Source organism: Pseudomonas sp. LBUM1670, assembly GCF_059695695.1.
The window spans coordinates 4,152,481-4,176,983 of record NZ_CP166783.1; the positions used below are offsets into that span (position 1 = coordinate 4,152,481).

At 60.5% G+C, this 24,503-nt stretch carries 25 protein-coding genes and 1 pseudogene; 2 read left to right on the forward strand and 24 right to left on the reverse strand.

Annotated features, from left to right (window positions below; all coding sequences use genetic code 11):
* Positions 1-31 precede the first annotated feature (31 nt).
* From ACA073_RS18825 to ACA073_RS18875, 11 genes are all read right to left on the reverse strand, one after another.
* On the reverse strand, positions 32-1,018 hold the full coding sequence (locus tag ACA073_RS18825; RefSeq protein ID WP_497398549.1) for a DNA polymerase III subunit delta': 987 nt from the start codon (positions 1,016-1,018) through the stop codon (positions 32-34).
* Positions 1,011-1,643 carry a dTMP kinase gene (gene tmk, locus ACA073_RS18830; RefSeq protein ID WP_497398551.1) on the reverse strand — a complete coding sequence of 211 codons (633 nt, stop codon included), beginning with the start codon at positions 1,641-1,643 and terminating at the stop codon, positions 1,011-1,013. The genes ACA073_RS18825 and tmk overlap by 8 nt, the downstream gene beginning before the upstream one ends.
* A 19-nt stretch (positions 1,644-1,662) precedes the next feature.
* Entirely contained in the window at positions 1,663-2,931 is a 1,269-nt protein-coding gene (gene mltG, locus ACA073_RS18835; RefSeq protein ID WP_497398553.1) for an endolytic transglycosylase MltG, read from the reverse strand.
* Between the two features lie 3 nt (positions 2,932-2,934).
* Entirely contained in the window at positions 2,935-3,750 is an 816-nt protein-coding gene (gene pabC / locus ACA073_RS18840) for an aminodeoxychorismate lyase (RefSeq protein ID WP_497398555.1), read from the reverse strand.
* Positions 3,750-4,994, reverse strand: a complete 1,245-nt coding sequence (gene fabF / locus ACA073_RS18845; RefSeq protein ID WP_461953756.1) for a beta-ketoacyl-ACP synthase II — start codon at positions 4,992-4,994, stop codon at positions 3,750-3,752. The genes pabC and fabF overlap by 1 nt, the downstream gene beginning before the upstream one ends.
* Before the next feature lie 108 nt (positions 4,995-5,102).
* Positions 5,103-5,339: an acyl carrier protein gene (acpP, locus tag ACA073_RS18850; protein ID WP_003175607.1), complete on the reverse strand. Its 237-nt coding sequence runs from the start codon at positions 5,337-5,339 to the stop codon at positions 5,103-5,105.
* Positions 5,340-5,530: 191 nt separating this feature from the next.
* Positions 5,531-6,274 (reverse strand): 3-oxoacyl-ACP reductase FabG, encoded by a 744-nt coding sequence (gene fabG, locus ACA073_RS18855; protein WP_007942004.1) that lies wholly within the window; start codon positions 6,272-6,274, stop codon positions 5,531-5,533.
* Positions 6,275-6,291: 17 nt separating this feature from the next.
* A complete protein-coding gene (fabD, locus tag ACA073_RS18860; protein ID WP_497398557.1) occupies positions 6,292-7,230 on the reverse strand; it encodes an ACP S-malonyltransferase in 939 nt (312 codons plus the stop codon).
* Between the two features lie 125 nt (positions 7,231-7,355).
* Positions 7,356-8,366 (reverse strand): phosphate acyltransferase PlsX, encoded by a 1,011-nt coding sequence (plsX, locus tag ACA073_RS18865; protein ID WP_497398559.1) that lies wholly within the window; start codon positions 8,364-8,366, stop codon positions 7,356-7,358.
* A gap of 4 nt (positions 8,367-8,370) precedes the next feature.
* Positions 8,371-8,553: a 50S ribosomal protein L32 gene (gene rpmF, locus ACA073_RS18870; RefSeq protein ID WP_003179396.1), complete on the reverse strand. Its 183-nt coding sequence runs from the start codon at positions 8,551-8,553 to the stop codon at positions 8,371-8,373.
* Between the two features lie 13 nt (positions 8,554-8,566).
* Positions 8,567-9,094, reverse strand: a complete 528-nt coding sequence (locus tag ACA073_RS18875; protein WP_004371317.1) for a YceD family protein — start codon at positions 9,092-9,094, stop codon at positions 8,567-8,569.
* Positions 9,095-9,199: 105 nt separating this feature from the next.
* On the opposite strand from ACA073_RS18875, the gene ACA073_RS18880 reads away from it, so the two are divergent.
* Positions 9,200-9,778 (forward strand): Maf family protein, encoded by a 579-nt coding sequence (locus ACA073_RS18880; RefSeq protein WP_497398561.1) that lies wholly within the window; start codon positions 9,200-9,202, stop codon positions 9,776-9,778.
* 95 nt (positions 9,779-9,873) lie between these two features.
* Here the strand turns inward: ACA073_RS18880 and sppA are convergent, their stop codons facing one another.
* From sppA to rluC, 3 genes are read right to left on the reverse strand one after another with little or no spacing between them, the layout of a single operon-like run.
* The gene (sppA, locus tag ACA073_RS18885) at positions 9,874-10,863 is read right to left on the reverse strand and encodes a signal peptide peptidase SppA (protein ID WP_461953752.1); all 990 of its coding nucleotides are present in this window, start codon (positions 10,861-10,863) and stop codon (positions 9,874-9,876) included.
* Between the two features lie 24 nt (positions 10,864-10,887).
* Positions 10,888-11,550: an HAD-IA family hydrolase gene (locus tag ACA073_RS18890; protein ID WP_497398564.1), complete on the reverse strand. Its 663-nt coding sequence runs from the start codon at positions 11,548-11,550 to the stop codon at positions 10,888-10,890.
* Positions 11,537-12,499, reverse strand: coding sequence for a 23S rRNA pseudouridine(955/2504/2580) synthase RluC (rluC, locus tag ACA073_RS18895; protein ID WP_497398566.1), 963 nt, complete (start codon positions 12,497-12,499; stop codon positions 11,537-11,539). The genes ACA073_RS18890 and rluC overlap by 14 nt, the downstream gene beginning before the upstream one ends.
* 701 nt (positions 12,500-13,200) lie before the next feature.
* Here rluC and rne point away from each other — a divergent pair.
* Complete coding sequence (rne, locus tag ACA073_RS18900) at positions 13,201-16,404, forward strand: ribonuclease E (protein WP_497398568.1); 3,204 nt, start codon at positions 13,201-13,203, stop codon at positions 16,402-16,404.
* 183 nt (positions 16,405-16,587) lie between these two features.
* Here rne and ACA073_RS18905 read toward each other — a convergent pair whose 3' ends face one another.
* The 10 genes and pseudogenes from ACA073_RS18905 to ACA073_RS18950 all read right to left on the reverse strand — a co-directional run bounded on the left by ACA073_RS18905 (position 16,588) and on the right by ACA073_RS18950 (position 24,406).
* Positions 16,588-17,178, reverse strand: coding sequence for a nucleotidyltransferase family protein (locus ACA073_RS18905; protein ID WP_497398570.1), 591 nt, complete (start codon positions 17,176-17,178; stop codon positions 16,588-16,590).
* Positions 17,175-17,387, reverse strand: a pseudogene (locus tag ACA073_RS18910) (XdhC family protein); the annotation flags it as partial. The pseudogene ACA073_RS18910 and the gene ACA073_RS18905, both read right to left, overlap by 4 nt.
* 170 nt (positions 17,388-17,557) lie before the next feature.
* Positions 17,558-18,577 carry a UDP-N-acetylmuramate dehydrogenase gene (gene murB, locus ACA073_RS18915; RefSeq protein ID WP_497398572.1) on the reverse strand — a complete coding sequence of 340 codons (1,020 nt, stop codon included), beginning with the start codon at positions 18,575-18,577 and terminating at the stop codon, positions 17,558-17,560.
* A complete protein-coding gene (locus ACA073_RS18920) occupies positions 18,574-19,038 on the reverse strand; it encodes a low molecular weight protein-tyrosine-phosphatase (RefSeq protein WP_497398574.1) in 465 nt (154 codons plus the stop codon). The genes murB and ACA073_RS18920 overlap by 4 nt, the downstream gene beginning before the upstream one ends.
* On the reverse strand, positions 19,038-19,802 hold the full coding sequence (gene kdsB, locus ACA073_RS18925; protein WP_497398576.1) for a 3-deoxy-manno-octulosonate cytidylyltransferase: 765 nt from the start codon (positions 19,800-19,802) through the stop codon (positions 19,038-19,040). Before kdsB ends, ACA073_RS18920 begins: the two co-directional genes overlap by 1 nt.
* The gene (locus ACA073_RS18930) at positions 19,799-19,984 is read right to left on the reverse strand and encodes a Trm112 family protein (protein ID WP_007945752.1); all 186 of its coding nucleotides are present in this window, start codon (positions 19,982-19,984) and stop codon (positions 19,799-19,801) included. The genes kdsB and ACA073_RS18930 overlap by 4 nt, the downstream gene beginning before the upstream one ends.
* 24 nt (positions 19,985-20,008) lie before the next feature.
* A complete protein-coding gene (gene lpxK / locus ACA073_RS18935) occupies positions 20,009-21,019 on the reverse strand; it encodes a tetraacyldisaccharide 4'-kinase (protein WP_497398578.1) in 1,011 nt (336 codons plus the stop codon).
* Positions 21,019-21,450, reverse strand: a complete 432-nt coding sequence (gene pocB, locus ACA073_RS18940; RefSeq protein WP_497398580.1) for a flagellar polar localization protein PocB — start codon at positions 21,448-21,450, stop codon at positions 21,019-21,021. The genes lpxK and pocB overlap by 1 nt, the downstream gene beginning before the upstream one ends.
* Positions 21,447-22,085 (reverse strand): flagellar polar localization protein PocA, encoded by a 639-nt coding sequence (gene pocA / locus ACA073_RS18945; protein ID WP_192420264.1) that lies wholly within the window; start codon positions 22,083-22,085, stop codon positions 21,447-21,449. The genes pocB and pocA overlap by 4 nt, the downstream gene beginning before the upstream one ends.
* A gap of 98 nt (positions 22,086-22,183) precedes the next feature.
* On the reverse strand, positions 22,184-24,406 hold the full coding sequence (locus ACA073_RS18950) for a DNA internalization-related competence protein ComEC/Rec2 (protein ID WP_497398583.1): 2,223 nt from the start codon (positions 24,404-24,406) through the stop codon (positions 22,184-22,186).
* Positions 24,407-24,503: the final 97 nt, after the last annotated feature.

A 24,503-nucleotide genomic window follows, 5' to 3' on the forward strand; every position in this document is an offset into this window, starting at 1 on the left:
CTGACCTCCACTGCTGATGTTCAGAGTCTAGTCATTTTTGGCCAGGCAAAGACGCCCATTGCACCAGCAACGCTTCAAGCAACAGCACCCGATTGAGGTTGGCTTTGCTCATGACCTTCTGGCGTTGGGCCAGAATCCAGTCCTGAATGTTCAGGACTTTGTCCTGTGCGCTTTTCTGTGCCAGGTACTGAATAACCTTACGCATATCGGCCAGTCCCAGCCCTGCTTCGTCCTGCGTCAGCTGATAACGCAGGATCAGGCTCGACCAATCGCAGAACCAGTCGAACAGCAACAACAGCGGAATCGCGTTCCAGCCTTCGGCCAGTTGCGTCGGCGACTGTTGCTGCTTGAGCAACTTCTTGACGCCATCGACCACCAGCGCTCGCTGCTCGCGCACACCCTGGGCCTGCAAGTTGACGGCCGCCAGCGGCGAACCGGCGGCAAGGGTCAGCAGTTCGATGCGTTCTTCTTCGGAACAGTCCGGCAGCGCCTTGGCCAGCCACGCCAGACTCATGGCCTCGCTCGGCAGCGGGCAGGCCTGCTGCACGCAACGGCTCTTGATGGTCGGCAACAGACGACTGGTCTGATGGCTAACCAGCAGCAGCACCGTATCGCCGGACGGCTCTTCAAGGCTTTTGAGCAAGGCGTTGGCAGCGTTGATGTTCATCGACTCGACCGGCTCGATCAACACCACTTTGCGGCCGCCCATCTGCGAGGTTTGCACCACGAAGCTGACCAGATCACGTACCTGATCGACCTTGATCGCCTTGTCAGCTTCTTCCGGCTCCAGGATGTAGTTGTCGGGGTGACTGCCCGCCTTCAGCAACAGGCAGGATTTGCATTCGCCGCAAGCATCCTGCGCCGTCGGGCGCTGGCACAGCAGGCTGGCCATCAAACGCTCGGCCAGCGCACGCTTGCCGATCCCGGCCGGGCCGTGCAGCAGATAGGCATGAGCATGTTGCTTGCGACCGGCCAATTGCTGCCAGAGACCGTCCTGCCACGGATAGGCTTCAGCCACGGGTCAACTCCAGCAAACGCGGCAGGAACGCATCCAGCGACTGTTGAACCTGCGCCAGCGGTTGAGCGGCATCGACCAGCACATAACGCGCCGGATCGGCTTCAGCGCGCTTGAGGAACGCACTGCGCACGGCGTCGAAAAACGTCCGGCCTTCCAGCTCGAAGCGATCCAGGCGACCGCGAGCACTGGCGCGGGCCAGACCCACTTCTACCGGCAGATCGAAAATCAGTGTCAGGTCCGGACGCAGATCGCCCTGGACGAACGTTTCCAGCGTCGCGATGCGCTCCAGTGACAAACCGCGACCGCCCCCCTGATAGGCATAGGTCGAATCGGTGAAGCGATCACACAACACCACCGCACCACGGGCCAGTGCCGGACGAATCACGCCGGCCAGATGCTGGGCGCGCGCGGCAAACACCAGCAACAACTCGGTGTCCGGGTCCATGACTTCGTCGACCGGCGCCAACAGCACCTCGCGGATCTTCTCGGCCAAAGGCGTGCCGCCCGGCTCGCGGGTCAGCACCACTTCGATACCGGCGGCGCGCAGGCGCTCGGCCAGGTATTCACGGTTGGTGCTCTTGCCAGCGCCTTCGGGGCCTTCCAGGGTAATAAACAAGCCAGTCACGGGCAGTCCTTAGTCAGAATCATTGCGGGCTTTGCGGCGCGGTTGCATCAGGTTCGGGCACAGGCGCAGCAGCGGGCTCTTGGGCAGGTTCTTGAGCCGGTTCTTGAGTCGGTTCTTGAGCCGGTTCCTGGGTTGCCTCTGGAGCCGGTGGCTGAACCGGCTCCTGCGGCGTCACCGGTGGCAAAGTCTCAGGAGCCGTGTCGGGCGAGGCCGCGGGAATCGGCGCTTGTTGATCTGTCGCCTCTGGCGCGGTAACAGGCGCCGGGCTGGAGCGATAATCGGCGCGGCGCTTGAGCTGGAATTCGCGCACCGCGTTGTTATGGGCGTCCAGATCATCGGAGAACACGTGGCTGCCATCGCCGCGCGCGACAAAATAAAGACTGTTGCCCGCCACCGGATTCAACGCTGCGTGGATCGCTTCACGGCCGACCATCGCAATCGGCGTCGGCGGCAGGCCGGAGATCACGTAGGTATTGTAAGGGGTCGCTTCCTTGAGATGCGCGCGGGTCAACTTGCCGTTGTAACGATCACCCAGGCCGTAGATCACGGTCGGATCAGTCTGCAACAGCATGCCCATTTCCATGCGCCGCACGAACACGCCGGCGATCTGCCCACGCTCTTGCGGTACGCCGGTTTCCTTTTCCACCAGCGAAGCCATGATCAGCGCCTGGTAGGGCTCAGTGTACGGCACGTCCGGCGCGCGCTGTCCCCACTCCTTGGCGAGGACTTCATCGAGACGGTCGTAGGCTTTTTTCAGCAGCTCGACGTCAGTCATGCCCCGCACGAACCGGTAAGTGTCCGGGAAGAATCGCCCTTCCGGAAAGATCCCGGGGTGACCGAGCTTGTCCATCACTTCGCTATCGCTCAAACCGTTCAACGTCTGCTCGAGCTTTTCATCCTTGGCCAGGGCCAAACGGACCTGATGGAAATTCCAGCCTTCGACCAGCGTCAGGCTGTACTGAACCATTTCTCCGCGCTTCCACAGGTCGATCAGGCTTTCAACAGTCATGCCGGGCTGCATGCGGTACTCACCTTTGTGCAGCGGTTGCCCGGCCAGGTTGAAGCGCCAGTACACACGCAACCAGAAAGCGTCCTTGATGACGCCATTGGCTTCGAGTCGATAGAAAGTGCGGGTGGGTGTCGTGCCTTTGGGCACTTCCAGCAGTTGTTCCTGGGTAATGTTCAGCGGCTGTTCCAGCGCCGAATGGATTTTCCAGGCCGAAGCGCCCAGACACAGCCCTGCCAGAACCAGGCCGGTTTCCAGCAGCAGCAAGAATTTACGTCTCACGTATCAAGCATCCAGTAGCGCGCGGGCAATGGTTTGGAGTTTACGGGTGAGCGGCCCAACCGACCAGCTCAGTGCTGCATAGGCGCGCACCGGCCAAACGCCATACACGCTGTTGCAGACAAAGACTTCATCAGCCCATTGCAGTTGTTCGAGGGTGATGTCAGTGATTTGCGTGGGGATTCCCAACGACTTGGCTTGAAACAATAATTCCGCACGCATCACGCCAGCGACACCGCAGCGTTTGAGATCGGCGGTGATCAACACGCCATCGCGCACCAGGAACAGATTACTGAACACGCCTTCGACCACGCGCCCGGCGTAATCGAGCATCAAGCCTTCGGCATGCTCGGTGTCTTGCCATTCGGAGCGGGCGATGACTTGCTCAAGACGGTTCAGATGTTTGAGTCCGGCGAGCAAGGGTTGTCTGGACAGTCGTGTGGTACAGGGAAAGAGGCGAACGCCCTGCTCTCCATGAACCGCTGGATAAGCAGCAGGAGGACCGCCTTGCAGAATGCGTCGGGCCTGGGCCGCAGGATCAGGGGCGTAACCGCGCAAGCTGTCGCCGCGAGTGAGGATGAGTTTAAGCACACCCTCACCCAGCCCAGCGGCGTAGGTCAGCAGTTCGCTACGGATCAGCGCGTGATCGGCAGTGATCGCCAGGCGCGAACAGCCATCGGCCAGACGCGACAAATGCCGGTCCAGCAACAGCGGCTGCCCGCCGCGCACGGCGATGGTCTCGAACAGACCATCGCCGTAGGCCAGGCCGCGATCCTTCAGCGACAGAGCGTCAGCCGGCTGACCGTCGACCCAGCTGTCCATCAGCCAGCAAACCGGCGGAACACCAGCGAGCCGTTGGTACCACCAAAACCGAAGGAGTTGGACAGCACCACGTCGATATCCATATTGCGCGCGGTGTGCGGCACGAAATCGAGGTCGCAGCCTTCGTCCGGCTCATCGAGGTTGATGGTCGGCGGCGCTACCTGGCTGTTGATTGCCAGCACACTGAAGATCGCTTCGACCGCGCCCGCCGCACCCAGCAGGTGACCGGTCATGGACTTGGTCGAACTGACCGCCAGCTTGTAGGCGTGATCGCCGAACACCGATTTGATCGCGCAGGCTTCCGCGAGGTCGCCGGCCGAAGTCGACGTGCCGTGGGCGTTGATGTACTGGACTTGATCGCTATTGATCTTCGCATCGCGCAGGGCGTTGGTAATGCAACGTGCAGCGCCTGCACCGTCCGCCGGCGGCGAAGTCATGTGGTAGGCGTCGCCACTGGTGCCGAAGCCGATCAGCTCGGCGTAGATGGTCGCGCCACGAGCCTTGGCGTGTTCCAGCTCTTCCAGCACCAGCGCACCGGCACCGTCGGACAGGACGAAGCCATCACGGCCCTTGTCCCATGGACGGCTGGCGCGGGTCGGCTCGTCGTTGCGGGTCGACAGCGCGCGGGAGGCACCGAAGCCGCCCATGCCCAGCCCGCAAGCGGCCATCTCGGCGCCGCCGGCAATCATCACGTCGGCTTCGTCGTACATGATGTTGCGTGCCGCCATGCCGATGCAGTGCGTACCCGTGGTACACGCCGTGGCGATGGCATAGTTGGGTCCCTGTGCACCCAGGTGGATCGACAGGAAACCGGAAATCATATTGATGATCGAGCCAGGCACGAAAAACGGAGAGATCCGTCGTGGGCCGGAATCATGCAGCGTGCGGCTGGTTTCTTCGATATTGGTCAGACCGCCAATACCCGAACCCATGGCCACGCCGATGCGTTCACGGTTGGCGTCGGTGACTTCAAGACCTGCGTTACGCACAGCCTGGAAACCGGCTGCCAGACCGTACTGAATGAACAGGTCGAGCTTGCGAGCTTCCTTGACCGACAGGTATTCCTCGACATTGAAGCCCTTTACCGAGCCGCCAAAACGGGTGGAATAGGCAGAAAGGTCGGTGTGTTCGATCAGACCAATGCCACTACGGCCCGCCAGAATGCCCTGCCAACTGCTCGGCACATCCGTGCCCAGTGGCGACAACATACCCATACCGGTGACTACGACGCGTCTACGCGACACAGCACTCTCCTTATTCAAATGACGACTTTGCATCAGGCCTAAAGAAAAAACCGCACGCCATGATGGCAGTGCGGTTTTTCCATGACAGCAAGCAACGATTACAAACTATTACGCCTGGTGGCTAGTAACGTAGTCGATTGCAGCTTGTACAGTAGTGATCTTCTCAGCTTCTTCGTCAGGGATTTCGGTCTCGAATTCCTCTTCCAGAGCCATCACCAGCTCAACGGTGTCAAGGGAGTCGGCACCCAGGTCTTCAACGAAGGAAGCAGTGTTGACCACTTCTTCTTCTTTAACGCCCAGTTGCTCAGCAACGATTTTCTTGACGCGCTCTTCGATGGTGCTCATACCTTGTTTTCACTCCTAATGGACAAATTCAGGCAGCTGGCCAGTGGGTAAGTGTATAGAAAGACTTTTCAGTTTTTCAACTGAAAGCTTCACTCCTCAAACCCGGCGGCCCTCTGCCTATAAATAGATTGCAGCTTTATAACGGATTTTAGACAGCTCGTATGACATTTTTTTGAAGCAGTCCGTCACATTTAACTCATGTACATCCCGCCGTTCACCGGGATTGTAGCCCCAGTAACGTAAGCCGCACCGTCGGATGCAAGAAAAGCGACCACAGACGCGATCTCTTGTGCTTGCCCCAGACGCCCCAGCGGAATCTGCGTCTGCAAGGCTTCACGCTGTGCCTCGGGCAGTTCGCGGGTCATATCGGTGTCGATGAACCCAGGGGCCACCGAGTTTACCGTAATCGAACGCGAACCGACTTCACGCGCCAGTGCGCGGCTGAAACCTTCCAGACCGGCCTTGGCGGCAGCGTAGTTTACTTGGCCTGCGTTGCCCATGGCACCCACAACCGAGCCAATACTGATAATTCGTCCCCAACGGGCTTTGGTCATGCCGCGCAAAACGCCCTTGGACAGGCGGAACAGACTGTTCAGGTTGGTATCGACAACATCATGCCATTCGTCATCTTTCATGCGCATCATCAGGTTATCGCGGGTGATACCGGCATTATTGACCAGGATCGCCGGCGCACCGAACTGCTCCTGGATGCTCGCCAGCACCGCCGCAACGGATTCGTCGCTGGTGACATTGAGTTCCAGGCCAGTGCCTTGAATACCGTTTTCCTTCAGGGTTGCGGCGATGCGTTCGGCACCCGAAGCGGATGTCGCGGTGCCCACAACGATGGCACCCTGACGACCCAGTTCCAGGGCGATAGCCTGGCCGATACCGCGGCTCGCACCGGTGACCAGTGCAACTTTACCTTGCAGACTCATGCAAGCTTCTCCTGATTTCAGGCCAGTGCTGCACGGGCGGCAGCAAAGGCGTCTGGGGTATTGAGGTTGGATGTCGACACGCCTTCGGCGCAGCGTTTGTTCAGGCCGGCCAGCACTTTGCCAGGACCGCATTCGACCAGTTGGGTCGCGCCCTTGGCAGCCAATGCCTGGACAGATTCGACCCAGCGCACAGGCTTGTAGAGCTGTTCAAGCAAATCGCGCTTGAGGGTTTCGAGATCGGCCGGCACGTTCGCGCTGACGTTTTGTACCACAGGAATCTGTGGTTCCTGCCAGTCGATCGCAGCGATCGACTCGGCGAAACGTTCTGCCGCTGGACGCATCAGCCCGCAATGGGACGGCACGCTGACCGGCAACGGCATGGCGCGCTTGGCACCACGGGCCTTGCAGCCTTCGATGGCGCGTTCGACCGCAGCCTTGGCGCCGGCGATGACGACTTGACCCGGGGAGTTGAAGTTGACCGCGCTGACCACTTCGCCTTGTGCCGCTTCGGCACAGGCTGCCAGTACGTCAGCATCGTCCAGACCGAGGATGGCAGCCATGCCGCCCTGCCCGGCCGGAACGGCTTCCTGCATCAGCTGGCCACGACGCTCTACCAGCTCCACCGCGTCGCCCAGACTCAGGCTGCCCGCAGCGACCAGTGCGCTGTATTCGCCCAGGCTATGCCCGGCAACATAAGCCGGACGCGCGCCGCCTTCAGCCAGCCACAGACGCCACAGGGCGATCGAGGCGGTCAGAATCGCCGGCTGGGTTTTATCGGTTTGATTGAGTTGCTCTTCCGGCCCTTGTTGGGTCAGTGCCCACAGGTCGTAACCGAGAGCGTCGGATGCTTCTTTGAATGTTTCGAGAACCACCGGATGTTGCGCGCCCAACTCGGCCAGCATGCCGAGGGACTGCGAACCCTGTCCTGGAAAGACGAATGCGAGGGAAGCAGACATGTAACAAGCCCCTAATGATCTTGTCGTCGGAGAATTGACGTCCCGTTTTGGGGACGCAAGAAACTGACAGTTGGATGGCAAATTGAACTGAGCGGTCACATTTAAGCATTGTCCGACGAAAACGCCTAAAGCAACAAATCCTCCAGACGCCCGTGAATCCGTTCCGGCAGGTTTTCCTGAATCTCGATCAAGGCACGCTGAATCGCACTCTGCAAGCCCTGAACCCCTGCCGAACCGTGGCTTTTCACCACAATCCCCTGCAAGCCCAGGAAGCTTGCACCGTTATGCCGCGCAGGCGCCAGATCCGCTTGCAGGCGCTTCATCAGAGGCAGCGCCAATGCGCCGACTATTTTTGATGCAAAGTTTTTTTTGAACAGGGCTTCGATGCGACCGGAGATCATGGTCGCCAACCCTTCGCTGGACTTGAGCAGGATATTGCCGACGAAGCCGTCACACACCACCACATCTGCCTCGCCCCGGTACAAACCATCACCTTCGACAAAACCGATGTAGTTGATGCCGCGAGCACTCTGCAACAAAGTCGCCGCCAGCTTGACCTGCTGATTGCCTTTGATGTCTTCGGTGCCGATGTTCAGCAACGCGACCCGCGGGCGAACGATGCCGAGGGTTTCCGCCGCGACCGAACCCATCACCGCAAACTGCAGCAGATGCTCGGCACTGCAATCGACGTTGGCGCCCAGATCGAGCAACTGGCAATAACCCTTCTGCGTCGGAATCGCCGCGACCATGGCCGGCCGATCAATGCCCGGCAAGGTTTTCAGCACGAACCGCGACAATGCCATCAGCGCGCCGGTGTTGCCGGCGCTGACGCAGGCCTGAACCTTGCCATCACGCAACAACTCGAGCGCCACACGCATCGACGAATCCGGCTTGCCGCGCAAGGCCTGGGCAGGTTTTTCGTCCATGGTGATCACTTCGGATGCCGGAGCAATCGACAGGCGCGAGCGATCCACAGCCGATTGGCCAGCGATCATTTCTTCAAGAAGGGAGGGTTGACCGACGAGGGTCAGGTGCAGCGAGGGCGTAGCATTCAGACAAGCGAGGCTGGCCTGAACAATGCTGCGGGGACCGAAGTCCCCGCCCATTGCGTCAATCGCGATGACTTGAGCGGACAAGTGATTACTCGTCAGCGCCCTTGTCGATCACTTTACGGCCACGGTATACGCCTTCTGGCGATACGTGGTGACGCAGGTGAACTTCACCGGTGGTTTTTTCTACAGACAGGGTGCTAGCCTCGAGAGCGTCGTGCGAACGACGCATGTCACGGGCGGAGCGGGATTTTTTGTTCTGCTGAACAGCCATAATTGATTAACTCCTAAACGTTTGGGTCACGCTTTAACTGCGCCAATACACTGAACGGGTTGGACCGCGTTACCTCGTCCTCGCTCGGTTCGGGCTCATCGAGACCCGCCGGCTGCTGGCATTCTTCCGGATGATGAGCAGGCACAATGGGCAAGGCGAGCAGAAGCTCCTCCTCGATCAGTGACTGCAGATCCAAAGGATCTTCGCCCAGTTCCAGCACGTCATAACCTTTCGGCAACGACTGGGTATTCGCACCCTCCTTCACCACAGCATAACTGCATTCGCTGTGGATCGGCAGGGTGACCAGCTCAAGACAACGCTGGCAAACCATTTTGACTTCGGTGTCGATAAAGCTGTGGATTACCACAGACTTACGTTCATCTCGTTCAAAAACGAATTTAGCCTGCACCGTACCGACAGTATCGGAAAGCGGGTCGCAGAGTCTCTCCAAATCGGCCAGCAGCAGTTCACCTTGAAGGGTGGTGCCACGGTCAGCCAATTTGCGCGGGTCAACGTGAGGTGGAATCGGGTCATTCAACATAGGCGCAGCATTATAGGGATGCCCCCGGCCATGTCAAAGGAAATTCAGCCCTGTCCGTCACCTGGAAGCCTCGCTAGAATTCGCGCCTGTCTTCTGGAGATGCGCATGCTGCCTTTATTACTCGCTTCAAGCTCGGTGTATCGCCGGGAATTGCTGGCCCGCTTGCAGCTGCCATTCACCTGCAGCTCGCCGGATATCGATGAAAGTCATCGACCGGGAGAGCCCGCCGTCGAGCTGGTAAAACGCCTCGCCAAAGAAAAAGCCCAGGCCCTTGCCGGCAGCCACGCCGCTCATCTGATCATCGGCTCCGATCAAGTCGCAGTGCTCGGCGACAGGATAATCGGCAAGCCCCACACCTTCGAAAAGGCCCGCGAACAGTTGCAGGCTTCAAGCGGCGCCAGTGTGACCTTCCTGACCGGCCTCGCCCTGCTCAACAGCCAGACCGGACACTGCCAGGTCGACTGCGTGCCATTCACCGTACACTTGCGCACACTCGACACCGCACGCATCGAACGCTACCTGCGCGCCGAACAGCCCTACGATTGCGCTGGCAGCTTCAAGGCCGAAGGATTGGGGGTGAGCCTGTTTCAAAGCACGGAAGGCCCTGACGCTACCAGCCTGATCGGCCTGCCGCTGATTCGCCTGATCGATATGCTGCTGGTCGAAGGCGTGCAAATCCCCTGAAAAGCAAAAGATCGCAGCCTTCGGCAGCTCCTACATGGATTCACGTCCACCTGTAGGAGCTGCCGAAGGCTGCGATCTTTTACGCGAGCGGACAGCTAGCGCAGCGACGGACCGTGAAAGCCCATCCACATCGCCAACTGCTCAGCCACGCTGGCGCCCAGTTTTTTCGAGAAACGATCGAACGGTGATTCCTGAACGGTGAAGTCCACCAGTTCTTTCTCGCCGATGACATCACGCGCCACCGAACTGGCATTACCCAGCCCATCGATCAGCCCCAGCGGCAGCGCCTGCTCACCGGACCAGACCAGCCCGGAGAACAACTCCGGATGCTCCTTATCCTTGAGGCGATCGCCACGACCCTTCTTGACGCTGCTGATGAACTGCTGGTGCGTTGTATCGAGCACGCCCTGCCAGAACCGGGTTTCCTCAGGCTTCTGCGGCTGGAACGGATCAAGGAACGACTTGTGCTCGCCTGACGTGTAGGTCCGACGCTCGACACCCAGCTTCTCCATGGTGCCGACAAACCCGTAGCCCGCCGCCGTCACACCAATGGAACCCACCAGACTCGCCTTGTCGGCGTAAATCTGATCCGCCGCACTGGCGATGTAATAAGCACCGGAAGCGCCCAGGTCGGAGATCACCGCGTAAACCTTGGTGTCCGGGTGCAAGCCGCGCAACCGGCGAATCTCGTCATAAACGTAGCCGGATTGCACCGGACTGCCGCCCGGACTGTTGATGCGCAGGATGACACCTTTGACCTTCTCATCTTCGAAGGCCGCACGCAGACTACCGACGATGTTGTCAGCGCTGGCGGGCTCCTTGTCGGCGATCATGCCGGTCACGTCGATCAGCGCGGTGTAATTGGCGCTGCGGGTGGCGGCTTTTTCCATGTCCATCAGCGGCGTGAACAGAATCAGCGCGCCAAACAGATACACAAAGGTCAGCAGCTTGAAGAAGATGCCCCAACGCCGTGAGCGGCGCTGCTCCTGCACACTGGCCAGCAGCGTCTTCTCCAGCAGCTTCCAGCTCTTCTCGTCACCGCTCTCCGCGCTCGCCTTGGCGGGCGCTTTCCATTCGTCGGTCATGACATCTACCCCAGCAAAAATCTATTAGGCCCGCTGACTCAGCCAGGCATGCAATTCTGAAAAACGATCGATGGCCAGTGCCGGATCGAACAGCCTCAGCGCCTCAATCGACTGCGCGCCGTAGCTGACCGCCACCGAATCCATCCCGGCATTGCGCGCCATCTGCAGGTCGAAGGACGAATCGCCGACCATCAACGCCTGCTCCGGGCGAACCTCGCAATGGGCGAGAATCTGCTCAAGCATCAACGGATGGGGTTTGCTGGCGGTTTCGTCGGCCGCGCGGGTGATGTCGAAATAATCTTCCCAACCGTGCGACTTCAGCACGCGATCCAGTCCGCGACGCGCCTTGCCGGTGGCGACCGCCAAGTGATAACCCTCGTCGCGAAACGCAGCCATCGACTCGACCACACCTTCGAACAGCGGCGAAGGCACAGCCTCCGAGGCAATGTAGTGATCCGCGTAGTGCTGACGAAAAGCCACCAGCTCGTTGTCGCCGATTTCCGGATACAACGTACGAATGGCCTCCGGAAGGCCCAGCCCGATGATGCCTTTCACAGCAAAATCATCGCGCAACTGGAAGCCGGAACGTTCGGACGCTACGTGCATCGCCTCGACAATCCGACCAATGGAGTCGGCGAGAGTGCCGTCCCAATCAAAAATCAGCAGTTTGTAATCAGAGGGGTGCACTCAGGCGCTCCACGGTCTTGGCCCACATCTCGTCGACAGGCGCCTGCAACTTCAGCTCGCCGCCATCGGGTAACGGCACGGTCAGCATGTAGGCGTGGAGGAATAGGCGCTTGCCGCCCAAATCCCGAATCTCTTTGCTGAAATCGTCATCGCCGTACTTGGTGTCGCCAGCAATGCAGTGCCCGGCGTGCAAGGTATGCACGCGGATCTGGTGGGTCCGGCCGGTGATCGGCTTGGCTTCGATCAGGGTGGCAAAGTCGCCAAAACGGCGCAGGACCTTGAACACGGTCACAGACTCCTTGCCCTCTTCCTCGTCGACCTCGACCATACGCTCGCCGGAACGCAGATTGCTCTTGCCCAGCGACGCACGGACTTGCTTGATCGACGCCGCCCAGTTACCGCGAACCAGCGCCATGTAGCGCTTATCCACGCCATCACCGCGCAATGCCGTGTGCAAGTGACGCAGCATGCTGCGCTTCTTGGCGATCATCAACAGACCAGAGGTGTCACGGTCGAGACGGTGAACCAGTTCGAGCTCCTTGCAATCCGGACGCAGCTGACGAAAGGCTTCGATCACCCCGTAAGTCAGGCCGCTGCCGCCATGAACCGCGATGCCGCAAGGCTTGTTGATCACGATCAGTGCCTTGTCTTCGAAGACAATCGAGGCCTCGAGCCGTTGCAGCAGGCCCTGTGCCAGTGGCACCGGTTCATCGCGCTCAGGCACGCGAACCGGCGGCACGCGCACGATATCGCCCGCCTGCAGCTTGTATTCGGGCTTGATCCGACCTTTGTTCACTCGCACTTCGCCCTTGCGCAAAATGCGGTAAATCAAAGTCTTGGGCACGCCTTTGAGCCGAGCGAGAAGGAAGTTATCAATACGTTGGCCGGCATATTCCGGCGAGACCTCAAGCAGTTGTACGCCTGGGGTCGAGGGGGCAGTAGTCGTCATGGCGCGGATGATATCAATTTTTTATGGAATTGAAGCACTTAATCATTACTGCTATAGTCGCGAACGCCGCCAAAAGCGGCCTGGACAGCGGACCAACGGTCAAAAACCGGCCCTGACCAATGCAGTTCACCAGGACGCGAGGCCGTCCTACGGGGCTTTCGCTACGTAACGGTGGAGTTTGCAGGTGTAACGAGCGCAGGTGACATGAGGCCTGAATCACGCCGCAAAGCAGAGTTTTGACTCGCTACGCGAGCCAATATTCACGGCCAGTTCACAAAGTGCAGTCAGCTGCGAATGACCCCGAGCGAACGCTTCGGAAACAACGCCTAAATTAGCCATGATGCGTGACCTCCCCTTTCGGAGCTCACGGTAAATGCCAACCCGCTGCGGATTCTGCGCGCGGCAGCACCCGAATTATCAGGGATACGTGTAGGGTGGAGATGCACAACCGCTGGACTGTGTAGCAATAGGCTTTATCAAGACGCTTCATCTCGTCCACAGCCGCTGGTTGATTCCTCCTCCTGACTGAGTGCTTAAGTAGCCACAGCAAGCAGGACGCGTACGTCGCGACGAAGGCCCACATTGGCCGGACATCGCTGGACACGGGAATGGCCAACCACTCCCGACGCACCTGACACCGACCATGAGAAGTCGTGTGTGCCGAACGCCGTTTCCGGCAGCCCGGAAACCGACGGTACTACATGAAAAGAATGCTGATTAACGCAACTCAACCCGAAGAGTTGCGTGTTGCACTGGTAGATGGCCAACGCCTCTACGACCTGGACATCGAATCCGGTGCACGCGAGCAAAAGAAGGCCAACATCTATAAAGGCCGGATTACTCGCATCGAACCAAGCCTTGAGGCTGCCTTTGTCGATTTCGGCTCCGAGCGCCACGGCTTCCTGCCCCTCAAAGAAATCTCCCGCGAATACTTCAAGAAAGCGCCTGAAGGCCGCGTCAACATCAAGGACGTCCTGAGCGAAGGCCAGGAAGTCATCGTTCAGGTCGAAAAAGAAGAACGTGGCAACAAGGGCGCCGCCCTGACCACCTTCATCAGCCTGGCCGGTCGTTACCTGGTACTGATGCCGAACAACCCGCGTGCCGGCGGTATCTCCCGTCGCATCGAAGGTGAAGAGCGCAACGAACTGCGTGAAGCCCTGAACGGTCTGGTTGCCCCGGCCGACATGGGTCTGATCGTGCGCACTGCCGGCCTCGGCCGCAGCAGCGAAGAAATGCAGTGGGACCTCGATTACCTGCTGCAACTCTGGACCGCCATCAAAGAAGCCTCGCTGGATCGCTCCGCGCCATTCCTGATCTACCAGGAAAGCAACGTGATCATCCGCGCCATCCGCGATTACCTGCGCCAGGACATCGGCGAAGTGCTGATCGACAGCGTTGAAGCCCAGGACGAAGCCCTGACCTTCATTCGCCAGGTGATGCCGCAGTACGCCAGCAAGATCAAGCTGTACGAAGACAGCGTCCCGCTGTTCAACCGTTTCCAGATCGAAAGCCAGATCGAGACCGCTTTCCAGCGCGTCGTTGAACTGCCTTCCGGCGGCTCCATCGTCATCGATCCGACCGAAGCCCTGGTGTCCATCGACATCAACTCGGCGCGCGCCACCAAAGGCAGCGACATCGAAGAAACCGCCCTGCAGACCAACCTTGAAGCCGCCGAAGAAATCGCCCGTCAGTTGCGTCTGCGCGACATCGGCGGCCTGATCGTCATCGACTTCATCGACATGACTCCTGCCAAGAACCAGCGCGCCGTGGAAGAGAAAGTCCGCGAATGCCTGGAAGCCGACCGCGCTCGCGTGCAAGTCGGTCGCATCTCGCGCTTCGGCCTGCTGGAAATGTCCCGTCAGCGCCTGCGTCCATCGCTCGGCGAAAGCAGCGGCATCGTTTGCCCGCGTTGCAACGGCACCGGCATCATCCGTGACGTTGAATCGCTGTCGCTGGCGATCCTGCGCCTGATCGAAGAAGAAGCCCTGAAAGACCGCACCGCCGAAGTTCGCGCTCAAGTGCCGATTCCGGTTGCAGCCTTCCTGCTCAACGAAAAACGCAACTCGATCACCAAGATCGAACTGCGCACCCGTGCCCGCATCGTCATTCTGCCGAACGATCACCTCGAAACGCCGCACTTCGAAGTTCAGCGTCTGCGTGATGACAGCCCGGAAGCCAGCATCAATCAGTCCAGCTATGAAATCGCTGCTGCCGCTGCCGAAGTCGAAGAAGTCCAGCCAGCCGCTGCGACCCGCACCCTGGTTCGCCAGGAAGCCGCGGTCAAGACCGCTCCGGCCCGCGCCAACGCTCCGGTTCCGACCGAAGTCGTCGCCGCACCGGTTGCTGCGCCGGCCGTCGCACCAGAGCCAAGCCTGTTCAAAGGCCTGGTGAAGTCGCTGGTCAGCCTGTTCGCTACCAAAGAAGAGCCTGCCGCTCCGGTTGTGGTTGAAAAACCAGCGACCACCGAACGCCCTGCTCGTAACGAAGAGCGTCGCAACGGTCGTCAGCAGAGCCGCAACCGTAACGGTCGCCGCGATGAAGAACGCAAGCCTCGCGAGGAACGTGCACCGCGTGAAGAACGCGCACCACGTGAGCCACGCGAAGCACGCGAAGAAACCCCGGCAGTCGCTCGCGAAGAACGCGCTCCACGTGAAGAGCGCGCACCACGCGCCCCTCGCGAAGAACGTGCACCGCGCGCACCTCGCGAAGATCGCAAGCCACGTGGCGAGCGTGAAGAACGCGTGCGTGAACTGCGTGAGCCGCTCGACGCCACCGCACCGGCTGCCGCCGCTACCGCTACTGCTGAAGAGCGTCCAGCTCGTCAGCCACGTGAAGAACGTGCGCCACGCCCACCGCGTGAAGAACGTCAACCGCGTGCCGAGCAAGCGGCTGCCGCCGTTGCTGAAGAAGAGCTGACTGGCAACGAAGAGCAACTGCCGGAAGACGGTCAGGATGGCGCCGAAGGCGATCGTCCACGCCGCCGCTCCCGTGGTCAGCGTCGCCGCAGCAACCGTCGCGAGCGTCAACGCGATGCCAACGGCAACGTGATCGAAGGTTCGGAAGAATCGGAATCCGCCGAAGGTAACGAAGCTGGCGAAAGCCGCGAAGCACCAAGCGCTGCCGATCTGGCCGCCGGCCTGGCTGTAACCGCAGCCGTTGCCAGCTCCGTGATCAGCGCTCCGGCCGAAGCACAGGCCAACGAGCAAGCCGAACGCGCCACTGCCGCCACACTGGAAACTGCTCCGGTAGAAGCGCCAGTCGTTGAAGCGACTACGCCTGTAGAAGTAACTGCCGCTCCGGAAATCGAAGTGGCCCCGGTTCGTGAAGCGCAGCCTGAAGTTGAAGCTGCCGCTGAGCCAACCGTCGTTGCTGAAGCGCAGGCAGTGTTTGCAGAACCGGTTGTCGAAACCGTTGCTGAAACCGTGACCGAAACGGTTCGTGAAGTTCGCGAAGAGCAAACCGCGTTCAACTGGGTTGCCGAGCCAACTGTTGCCGAAGCACCAGCACCAGAAGCTGAAGCCATGGTTTCCGAGCCAGTAGTGGCTGCTGCCGAACCCGCTCCAGTGGTTGAAGCGCCGGTTGTAGCTGAAGTGGCTGCGCCAGTGGTTGAAGCCGCCCCGGTCAGCGCCCTGACGCCAAGTGGCCGCGCGCCGAACGACCCGCGTGAAGTGCGTCGTCGCAAGCGTGAAGAAGAGCGCCTGCAGAAGGAAGCCGAACTGGCTGCCGCTGCTGCTCCTGCCGCTGTCGAAGTGGCACCGGTTGTGGCTGAAGTCGTCGAGGCTGCTGAAGTTGCTGCCGAGCCAGCTGACTCCGTGATCGACGAAGCACCGCGTTCCGTTCAGGAAGCGGTAGAGCAACACGAGCAAGCCCTGGAAAAAGAGCACGAGCCTAAACCTCTCGTCTGATTCCATCGGCCACTAAAAAGCCCCGCCTAGTGATCCAGGCGGGGCTTTTTTTATGTCAAATTCAACATCACCACGATCCAGTGTGGGAGCGGGCTTGCTCGCGAATGCGGTTTAGCATTCAACATTGATGCAAGCTGATCCACCGCTTTCGCGAGCAAGCCCGCTCCCACATTGGATCAACGTCTAGTTGAAGACCAGGGCAGCAGGCACATCCACATCCCACAAAGCCCCTGGATCGTCCACCGCGACCTCGACCACCCTCGCCGTCGCAAACAACGGCTTGGCTCCGAGATCACCCGACAATGCCATCAATCCCGGTCCAAACGAACGCCCGAAACCCACCGGATGTCCGTACTCGCCATTGATAACCGGAACACTGATCCCGTCATCAGTAATCCCCGCCACCACCCGCTCAATACTGGAAGGCAAAATAAACGGCATATCCCCCAACACAATCAACCAGCCATCAAGCTGCGCGCACGCCGCCACCCCAGCCGCAATGCTGTCGCCCATCCCGGTCGATTCGATCAGCACAACCTCGAAACCATACGCCTGCGCCATACGAGCCACTTGCGGTCGATCTTCAGTCGTCACCAGCACGCGCTTCGCCAGTGTGGTCGGCAAACTCACCAGCACCTGCTCGATCACTGAGCGAACGGCACCATCGCGCCCGGTACAGTCGGCCAACAACTTATCCTTATCGGCACCCGCCACCTGTCGGAACCGACTGCCCTGCCCCGCCGCCAACACGATGGCGCCGATTGGCCTACTCATACCTCCTCCTGCAACGGCTTTTTCTGCTTCATCTCAACGCCGTTCTTGATCACCACAATTTCGGCCAGCAGCGACAAGGCGATTTCCGCCAGGGAATGGCTGCCGATATGCAGACCGATCGGGTCGTGCAAGCGCTCGATGGCCTCTTGTGACAAGCCTAGCTGAGCCAGGTTATTCCGACGTTTCAGGCTGCTGACCCGTGAACCCATTCGGCGACTCATGCGGGGTCACCGACGCGTTCGAACGGCAACGTCTGCATCGGGCCTTTGGTAGAACAAATGCTTGATCGTCAGTTGGCTAAGCTAACCCGGCATCAACAAAAAAGCCCTGCACAGTTAATGCTGTGCAGGGCTTTGAAATCAGTCCTTGAAGCGTAGCTTCAATACTGATTCGGCTCCATTTCCAGGTCGACATGGAAACGTTCGGAAATGTCTTTTTGGATGCGTTGCGCCAGGTTCAGCAACTGCAGGCCCGTCGCGGCCCCGTAGTTGACCAGCACCAGCGCCTGCAACTTATGCACGCCGGCGTCGGCCTCGCGGAAACCTTTCCAGCCTGCCCGCTCGATCAGCCAGCCCGCGGCCAGTTTCATCTGCCCGTCGGGTTGCGCGTAGGCCACCAGATCCGGGTATTCACCCTTGAGCTGCGCCACGAGCGCGGCTGACACCAACGGATTCTTGAAGAAGCTGCCGGCATTACCGAGCACCGCCGGGTCCGGGAGTTTTTCGTTGCGGATGCTGCAAATCGCCTGGCTGACGTCGGTGGCGGTCGGGTGATCGATGCCTTGCTCGGTCAGGCGCTGACGCACCGGACCGTACTCCAGATGCAGGTGCGCGGCGCGATCCAGGGCGAACCGAACCCGCAGGATCAACCAGCGCCCCGGCTCCTGTTTGAACAGGCTGTCGCGGTAAGCGAAGTTGCACTCGGCCAGCGTGAAATCGCGTAAATCGCCGGTCCGGCGATCCAGAGCGGTCAGGCCGGCGAACACGTCCTTGATCTCCACGCCATAGGCACCGATGTTCTGCATCGGTGCCGCGCCGACGGTGCCGGGGATCAGACTGAGGTTTTCCAGCCCCGACAAACCCTGCGCCAGCGTGTGTTGCACGAACGGATGCCAGGGCTCGCCGGCCTCGGCTTCGATCACGACTTTGCTGCCGTCGTCACTCAGGATACGAATCCCCCGTGTCGCCATGCGCAGCACCAGCGACTGGATGTCAGCGGTCAGCAGCAGATTGCTGCCACCGCCAATCACCAGCAGCGGCACGTCATGCTCCGCCGCATAGGCCAGTGCCTCACGCACATCGGCATCGCTATGGGCTTCGGCAAACAACCGCGCTTGAACGTCCACGCCAAAGGTATTGAACGGTTTGAGCGAAACCCAAGGTTGAACCTGCAAACTCATAACCGGCCCTTCAATTCGATCACCAGCAAGTCGGTCGCGCGCTCGATCAGGTCCAGCACGTACTCGAAGCCTTGGTCACCGTCGTGGTACGGATCCGGCACTTCATTGACTTCCGACTGGTAACGACGCAGAAACAGGTCCAGCTCAGCCTTGCCCCTGGCCGGTTGCAGGGCCTTGAGGTTGCGCAGATTGCTGTTGTCCATCGCCAGAATCAGGTCGTAGGTGGCGAAATCGGCGCGGGTCACTTGCTGGGCGCGCTGGGCAGACAGGTCGTAACCGCGCAGCCTGGCCGCAGCCTGGCTGCGTTTGTCCGGCGCCCTGCCGACGTGCCAGTCACCGGTGCCGGCGGAGGCCACTTCGACCTGATCGGCCAGCCCCGCTTCACGCAATTTATGCCGCAACACGCCTTCGGCCGTCGGTGAACGGCAGATGTTGCCCAGACAGACGAACAAAACCCGCATCAGGCCTCCAGCAGGCGACGAACGCGCTCGAGGTCTTCGACGGTGTCGACGCCGGTGGGCGGTGCGATCAATGCGTCGGCAACGTGAATCCGCACGCCGTGCCACAGGGCACGCAGTTGCTCCAGGGACTCGGTGTTTTCCAGCCAGCACGGGCCCCAGCTGACGAAGTCATGCAGGAAGCCGGCGCGGTAGGCATAGATGCCGATGTGGCGGCGATACGGCACGCCTTCCGGCAGCGCATCGCGACTTTTCGCGAACGCGTCCCGCGCCCACGGCAACGTTGCGCGACTGAACGTCAGCGCCAGGCCATTGAGGTCGCTGACCACCTTGACCACGTTAGGGTTGAACAGGGTTTCAAGATCTTCGATCGGCTCGGCCAATGTGGCCATGCGCGCTTCGGTGTGGGCCGCGAGGTTGGCGGCCACCTGATCGATCACGCTCGGCGGGATCAGCGGTTCGTCACCTTGAACGTTGACCACGATGGCGTCAGGCGCCAGACCGAGTTTTACGGCGACTTCAGCCAGGCGGTCCGTGCCGGAGTTGTGATCTTCGCGGGTCAGCACCACTTCAGCGCCAAACGCGTTGCACGCCTCGACAATGCGCGCATCGTCCGTGGCCACCACGACCCGTTCGGCACTGCTTTTGCTCGCCTGTTCCCAGACGTGCTGGATCATCGGCTTGCCGGCGATCAGCAGCAGCGGTTTTCCCGGCAAGCGGGTGGAGGCGTATCGCGATGGAATGACAACGGTAAAGGCTGTGGTCATTTATCCAGACGCTCGTCAGTGGTCAGGGTGCGGGCTTCGGTTTCGAGCATCACCGGGATGCCGTCGCGAATCGGGTACGCCAGGCCGGCGCCCTTGCTGATCAGCTCGGTTTTGTCGGCGCTGAGCTTGAGCGGGCCTTTGCAGACCGGGCAAGCGAGGATGTCGAGCAATTTGGTGTCCATGAGCATTCCCTGGATAAAAACGGTTTAAGGCAAAAGACGAGCCGGCAACAGGCGCATCAGCTGCGTATCGAACCAGGCCACGAAGGCCGGCGATGGCGCAGCATCGACCGCCAGGTACCACCAATCGGCGGCGGCGAAGGCACGGCACTTCACCGCGTCCTTTTCGGTCATCACCAACGGCAATGACGGTGTGAAATTCAAGGCCTGCACGCTGTACTCGGCGTGGTCGGCAAAGGCATGCGGAACTGGCTGCCAGTGTAGCGTTTCGAGGGTCGTGAAGAAACGCTGCGGATTGCCGATCCCGGCCACGGCATGCAGCGCCTGGCCCGCGGGAAAATGATCGAGGGGACGGCGTTCGCTGCTGTGCAGATTAACCAGTTCGGTGGGTTGCAGTTGGAAGGCAAAACCGTCCGGGCGGTCATCGGCGGCGCCGTTGTACAGCACCGCGTCAACACTTTGCAGACGCTCGACCGGTTCACGCAACGGTCCGGCAGGCAGGCAACGTTTATTACCCAGGCCACGGACCGCGTCGATCAACACCAGTTCAAGGTCCCGCGCCAACCGGTAATGCTGCATGCCATCATCAGACAGGATCAGGTCCAGCGGCTCGCTCGCCAGCAGCGCTTTGACGGCGCGGCTGCGGTCGGGGTCGATCATCAACGGAACGCCGGTACGCTGGACGATCAACAGCGGTTCATCGCCCGCCACATCGGCGCTTTGCTCGGCCTCGACGCGCCACGGCAGTTGCGGCGGTTTGGCGCCATAGCCGCGGCTTACCACGCCGACCCGCAAGCCGCTGCGCTGACAATGCTGGATCATCCACAGAATCAGCGGTGTCTTGCCCGTACCGCCCACGGTGATGTTGCCGACGACGATCAGCGGCACCGGCGGCTGATAAATCTCGCCCTCACCCGCCAGAAAGCGCTGGCGCTTGTTCGTGACCACGCGCCGATACAGCCACTCCAGCGGCTGCAACAGCTTCAGGGCCGGATGACCTTCGTACCACGCGGCGAGCAAGCGATCGGACATGGCCATCAGGGCGCGGGCGGCGCCGCCTCGACTGTGGTCATGCGCAGGTGACTGAAACCGAGTTTACCAGCGGCGTCCATAGCGGTGATGACGGACTGATGTGGAGTCTTGCCGTCAGCGCTGATGGACAACGGCAGGTTAGTGTCGCCGCTGGATTCTTTCTGCAACGCTTCCATGAGCGTGGTCAGGTCGTTCTTCTGCAAGACCTGATTGTTCACCGAAAACACGCCTTCGGCACTGATGGCGACGTCCAGGTGTTTGACCTGCTGGTCTTCGGCAGGCGAACCACTGACCGCTTCCGGCAGATCGACGCGCAACTGGGTTTCACGGGTGAAGGTGGTGGTCACAACGAAAAACAGTAGGAGGATAAACACCACGTCGATCAGCGACGCGAGGTTGATGTCGACCGTTTCCCGCGGTTTGCGGCGGAATTTCACGCTTTTTTGCCCTCGGTCAAGTCCACGTCACGATCCCCCTGTACCACCTCAACCAGCTTGATCGCTTCCTGCTCCATGCCCACCACCAGCTCATCAATGCGGCGTTGCAGGAAACGATGGAAGAATACTGCCGGAATACCGACCATCAGGCCCGCCGCCGTGGTGATCAGCGCCTTGGAAATACCACCGGCCAGCACCGCAGCATTGGTGCCCATGCCCGTGCCCATGAACGCGCTGAAAATATCGATCATGCCCAGCACCGTGCCGAGCAGGCCCAGCAACGGGGCCATGGCGGCGATGGTGCCCAGCGCATTGATGTAGCGTTCCAGTTCGTGAATCACCCGCGCGGCGGCTTCTTCAATGCACTCTTTCATGATCTCGCGACCATGTTTGGAGTTGGCCAGGCCCGCCGCCAGAATCTCGCCCAACGGCGAATTGGCACGCAGTTCCTTGAGTTTTTCTTTATTGAGTTGCTTGTCCTTGATCCACACCCAGACCTGTCCGAGCAGATGCTCCGGGGTCACACGGCTGGCACGCAGGGTCCACAGACGCTCAGCGACGATCGCCATGGCCGCGATGGAACTCAGAATGATCGGCAGCATCATCCAGCCGCCGGATTTGACCAATTCCCACACAGTGACAATCCCCTCGAAAAAGTGCGCCACTCTAACATAGGGGGTCGGCGCACCGAAGACCGTGATGTCGCATCCGGTCGGGCTTTAATAAGACACGGTTATGGCGCGGCGTGCCAGAAACGCCGTTCCTGACGCATCGTCCACGGTGGCTTGAAGCGTCCGAGGTGCAGACGAATGGCGCCCTGCTCGGCGCTGTCATGGATCGCCATGCCGCGTTTTGCATAGCGGGCCACCACCGTGGGATGCGGATGACCGAAGGAATTGCCGTTACCGCGCGAGATCAGCACGGCTTTGGGCTGCAACGCGGCGAGCAGCGCCATCGACGACGAACTGCGGCTGCCGTGGTGCGGCGCCTGCAGCCAGTCGGTGGGCACGGCCAGCGGACTGTCGAGCAGGACTCGCTCGGTCGTTGTGTCGATATCACCGGTCAGCAACAGGCGTTCGCCATTGGCTTCGATTTGCAGGACACAGGACTTTTGATTGCTGTCCGAAGCCAAAGGCCATTGCCAGAGCTGAAACCTGACATTGTCCCAAGTCCATTGCCGACCACTCTCGCAGGCCTCGGCGTGGAGTTCGGCGGGTAGCGCCTCGGGGTCGCCGCTGAGCACTCGCGTCACCGGCAAGCCATGGGTAACCGCTCGCGCACCGCCCGCGTGATCGGCGTCGGCATGGCTGATCAACATCAGGTCGAGCCCAGCCACACCCAGTTTGCGCAAGGTGGGCAGCACCACTCGCTCGCCGAGGTCGAAGTCGCCGAAGCGCGGGCCGGTGTCATACAACAGCGTGTGATGGCGGGTTCGCACCAGGATCGCCAACCCCTGGCCGACATCCAGTTGCCAGACTTCGGCGATCCCCTCTGGCAACAGAGGCCGAGGTGGAAAAACCAGCAACAGTAACAACGGCCAACCTAACGGACGCAGCGGTACGCCGCGCGGCATCAACAGCAGAAACGCGCCGAGGGTGCCCAGCGCCCATATCCACAATGGAATCGCCACGGGCACCCACGCGGGCAATTGACCGGCCATCAACCCAAGGCCCTTGAACAGGCAGTCGATCAGCCCACCCGCCAGCCACAACAACCCCTCGCCCACATAAGGCAGCGGCAACAACAGGGTTCCCAGCAAGGCCGGCGGCAATACCAGCAAACTGATCCAGGGCACCGCCAGCAGATTGGCGACCGGCCCGCTGAGACTGATCGGCAATCCCAGCACCAGCAGCAACGGACCCAGGCCGATCGCGATCAACCATTGAGCGCGGGTCCAGGTTTGCCACCATCGCCAAGGGCCGAGGCGACCGCCGAAGGTGAAGATCAACACTGCCACGGCGGCGAAGGACAACCAGAAACCCGGTTGCAGACTCGCCAGCGGTTCCAGCAACAACACCGCGTTGAGCGCCAGCAACAATGGCCACCAGGCGCCGAGATGGCGAAAGCGCAGGCGCCAAAACAGCACCAGACCGATCATCACGCAGGCTCGCCGCACCGGCACTTCGAATCCCGCCAGCAGTCCGTAGCCGAAGGCAGCGGCGAATGCCAGTCCGCACGCCCATGGCAGCCACGGCAAGCGATTCGGCCACATACCGTAGCGAGCCAGCCCGGCGATCAGTAGATACACCACGCCGGCCAGCAACCCGACGTGCTGCCCGGATATCACCAGCAAATGCACGGTGCCGGTGTCCTGCAACACCTGCCAGTCCTCGCGACTGAGCCCGGCGCCGTCCCCCAGTACCAGCGCCGTCAGTGCATCGGTTCGCCCCTGAGCGTCCACGGTTTGCAAACGCTGGCGGATGCCGTCGCGCCAGGCCCATCGGGCTTCGGCAAGGCGCTGACCATCCTTGACGGTACCGGTTGCACCGATGCGTTGCGCCAGCAGCCAGGCGTCGTAATCGAAGGCATGGGGATTGAGCAGCCCTGCGGGACGCTTCAATTTTACTGCCAGCCGCCAGCGTTCGCCGCTGTTGACCGGCGGTCCGTCATACCAGGCCAGACGTATCAGTGACGGCACCTGCGTCTGCCGTGAACGGGCGTCCGCCAATTCGAAACGCACAACCCCTTCATTATTCTGGGGCAAACCGGTCACCCGGCCTTCGACCCAACGGGTTTCGCCATCAAGATTCGCCGGCAAACGATCATCCAGCGCCCACTGCGCATTCGCCCCGGCCCAACTGAAGCCGAACAGGAAGAACGCCAATGGATAAGTCCTGAACGGCAGCAACATCAGACCCACGAGTGGCAACAGCATCCATAACCAGACCGGTGGTAACACCGGCAAAAAACGCAGGGCCAGCAGACCCAACGCCAGCGCCATCATCCCTGTGCGCATAAGCCCGTCCTTGAGAGTCCCTTCACTAGGCATAGCCGGCTCACGGCACGTGTATCGTTATTAATTGTCACAAAGTCTGAATGGGCGGCTCATAGAA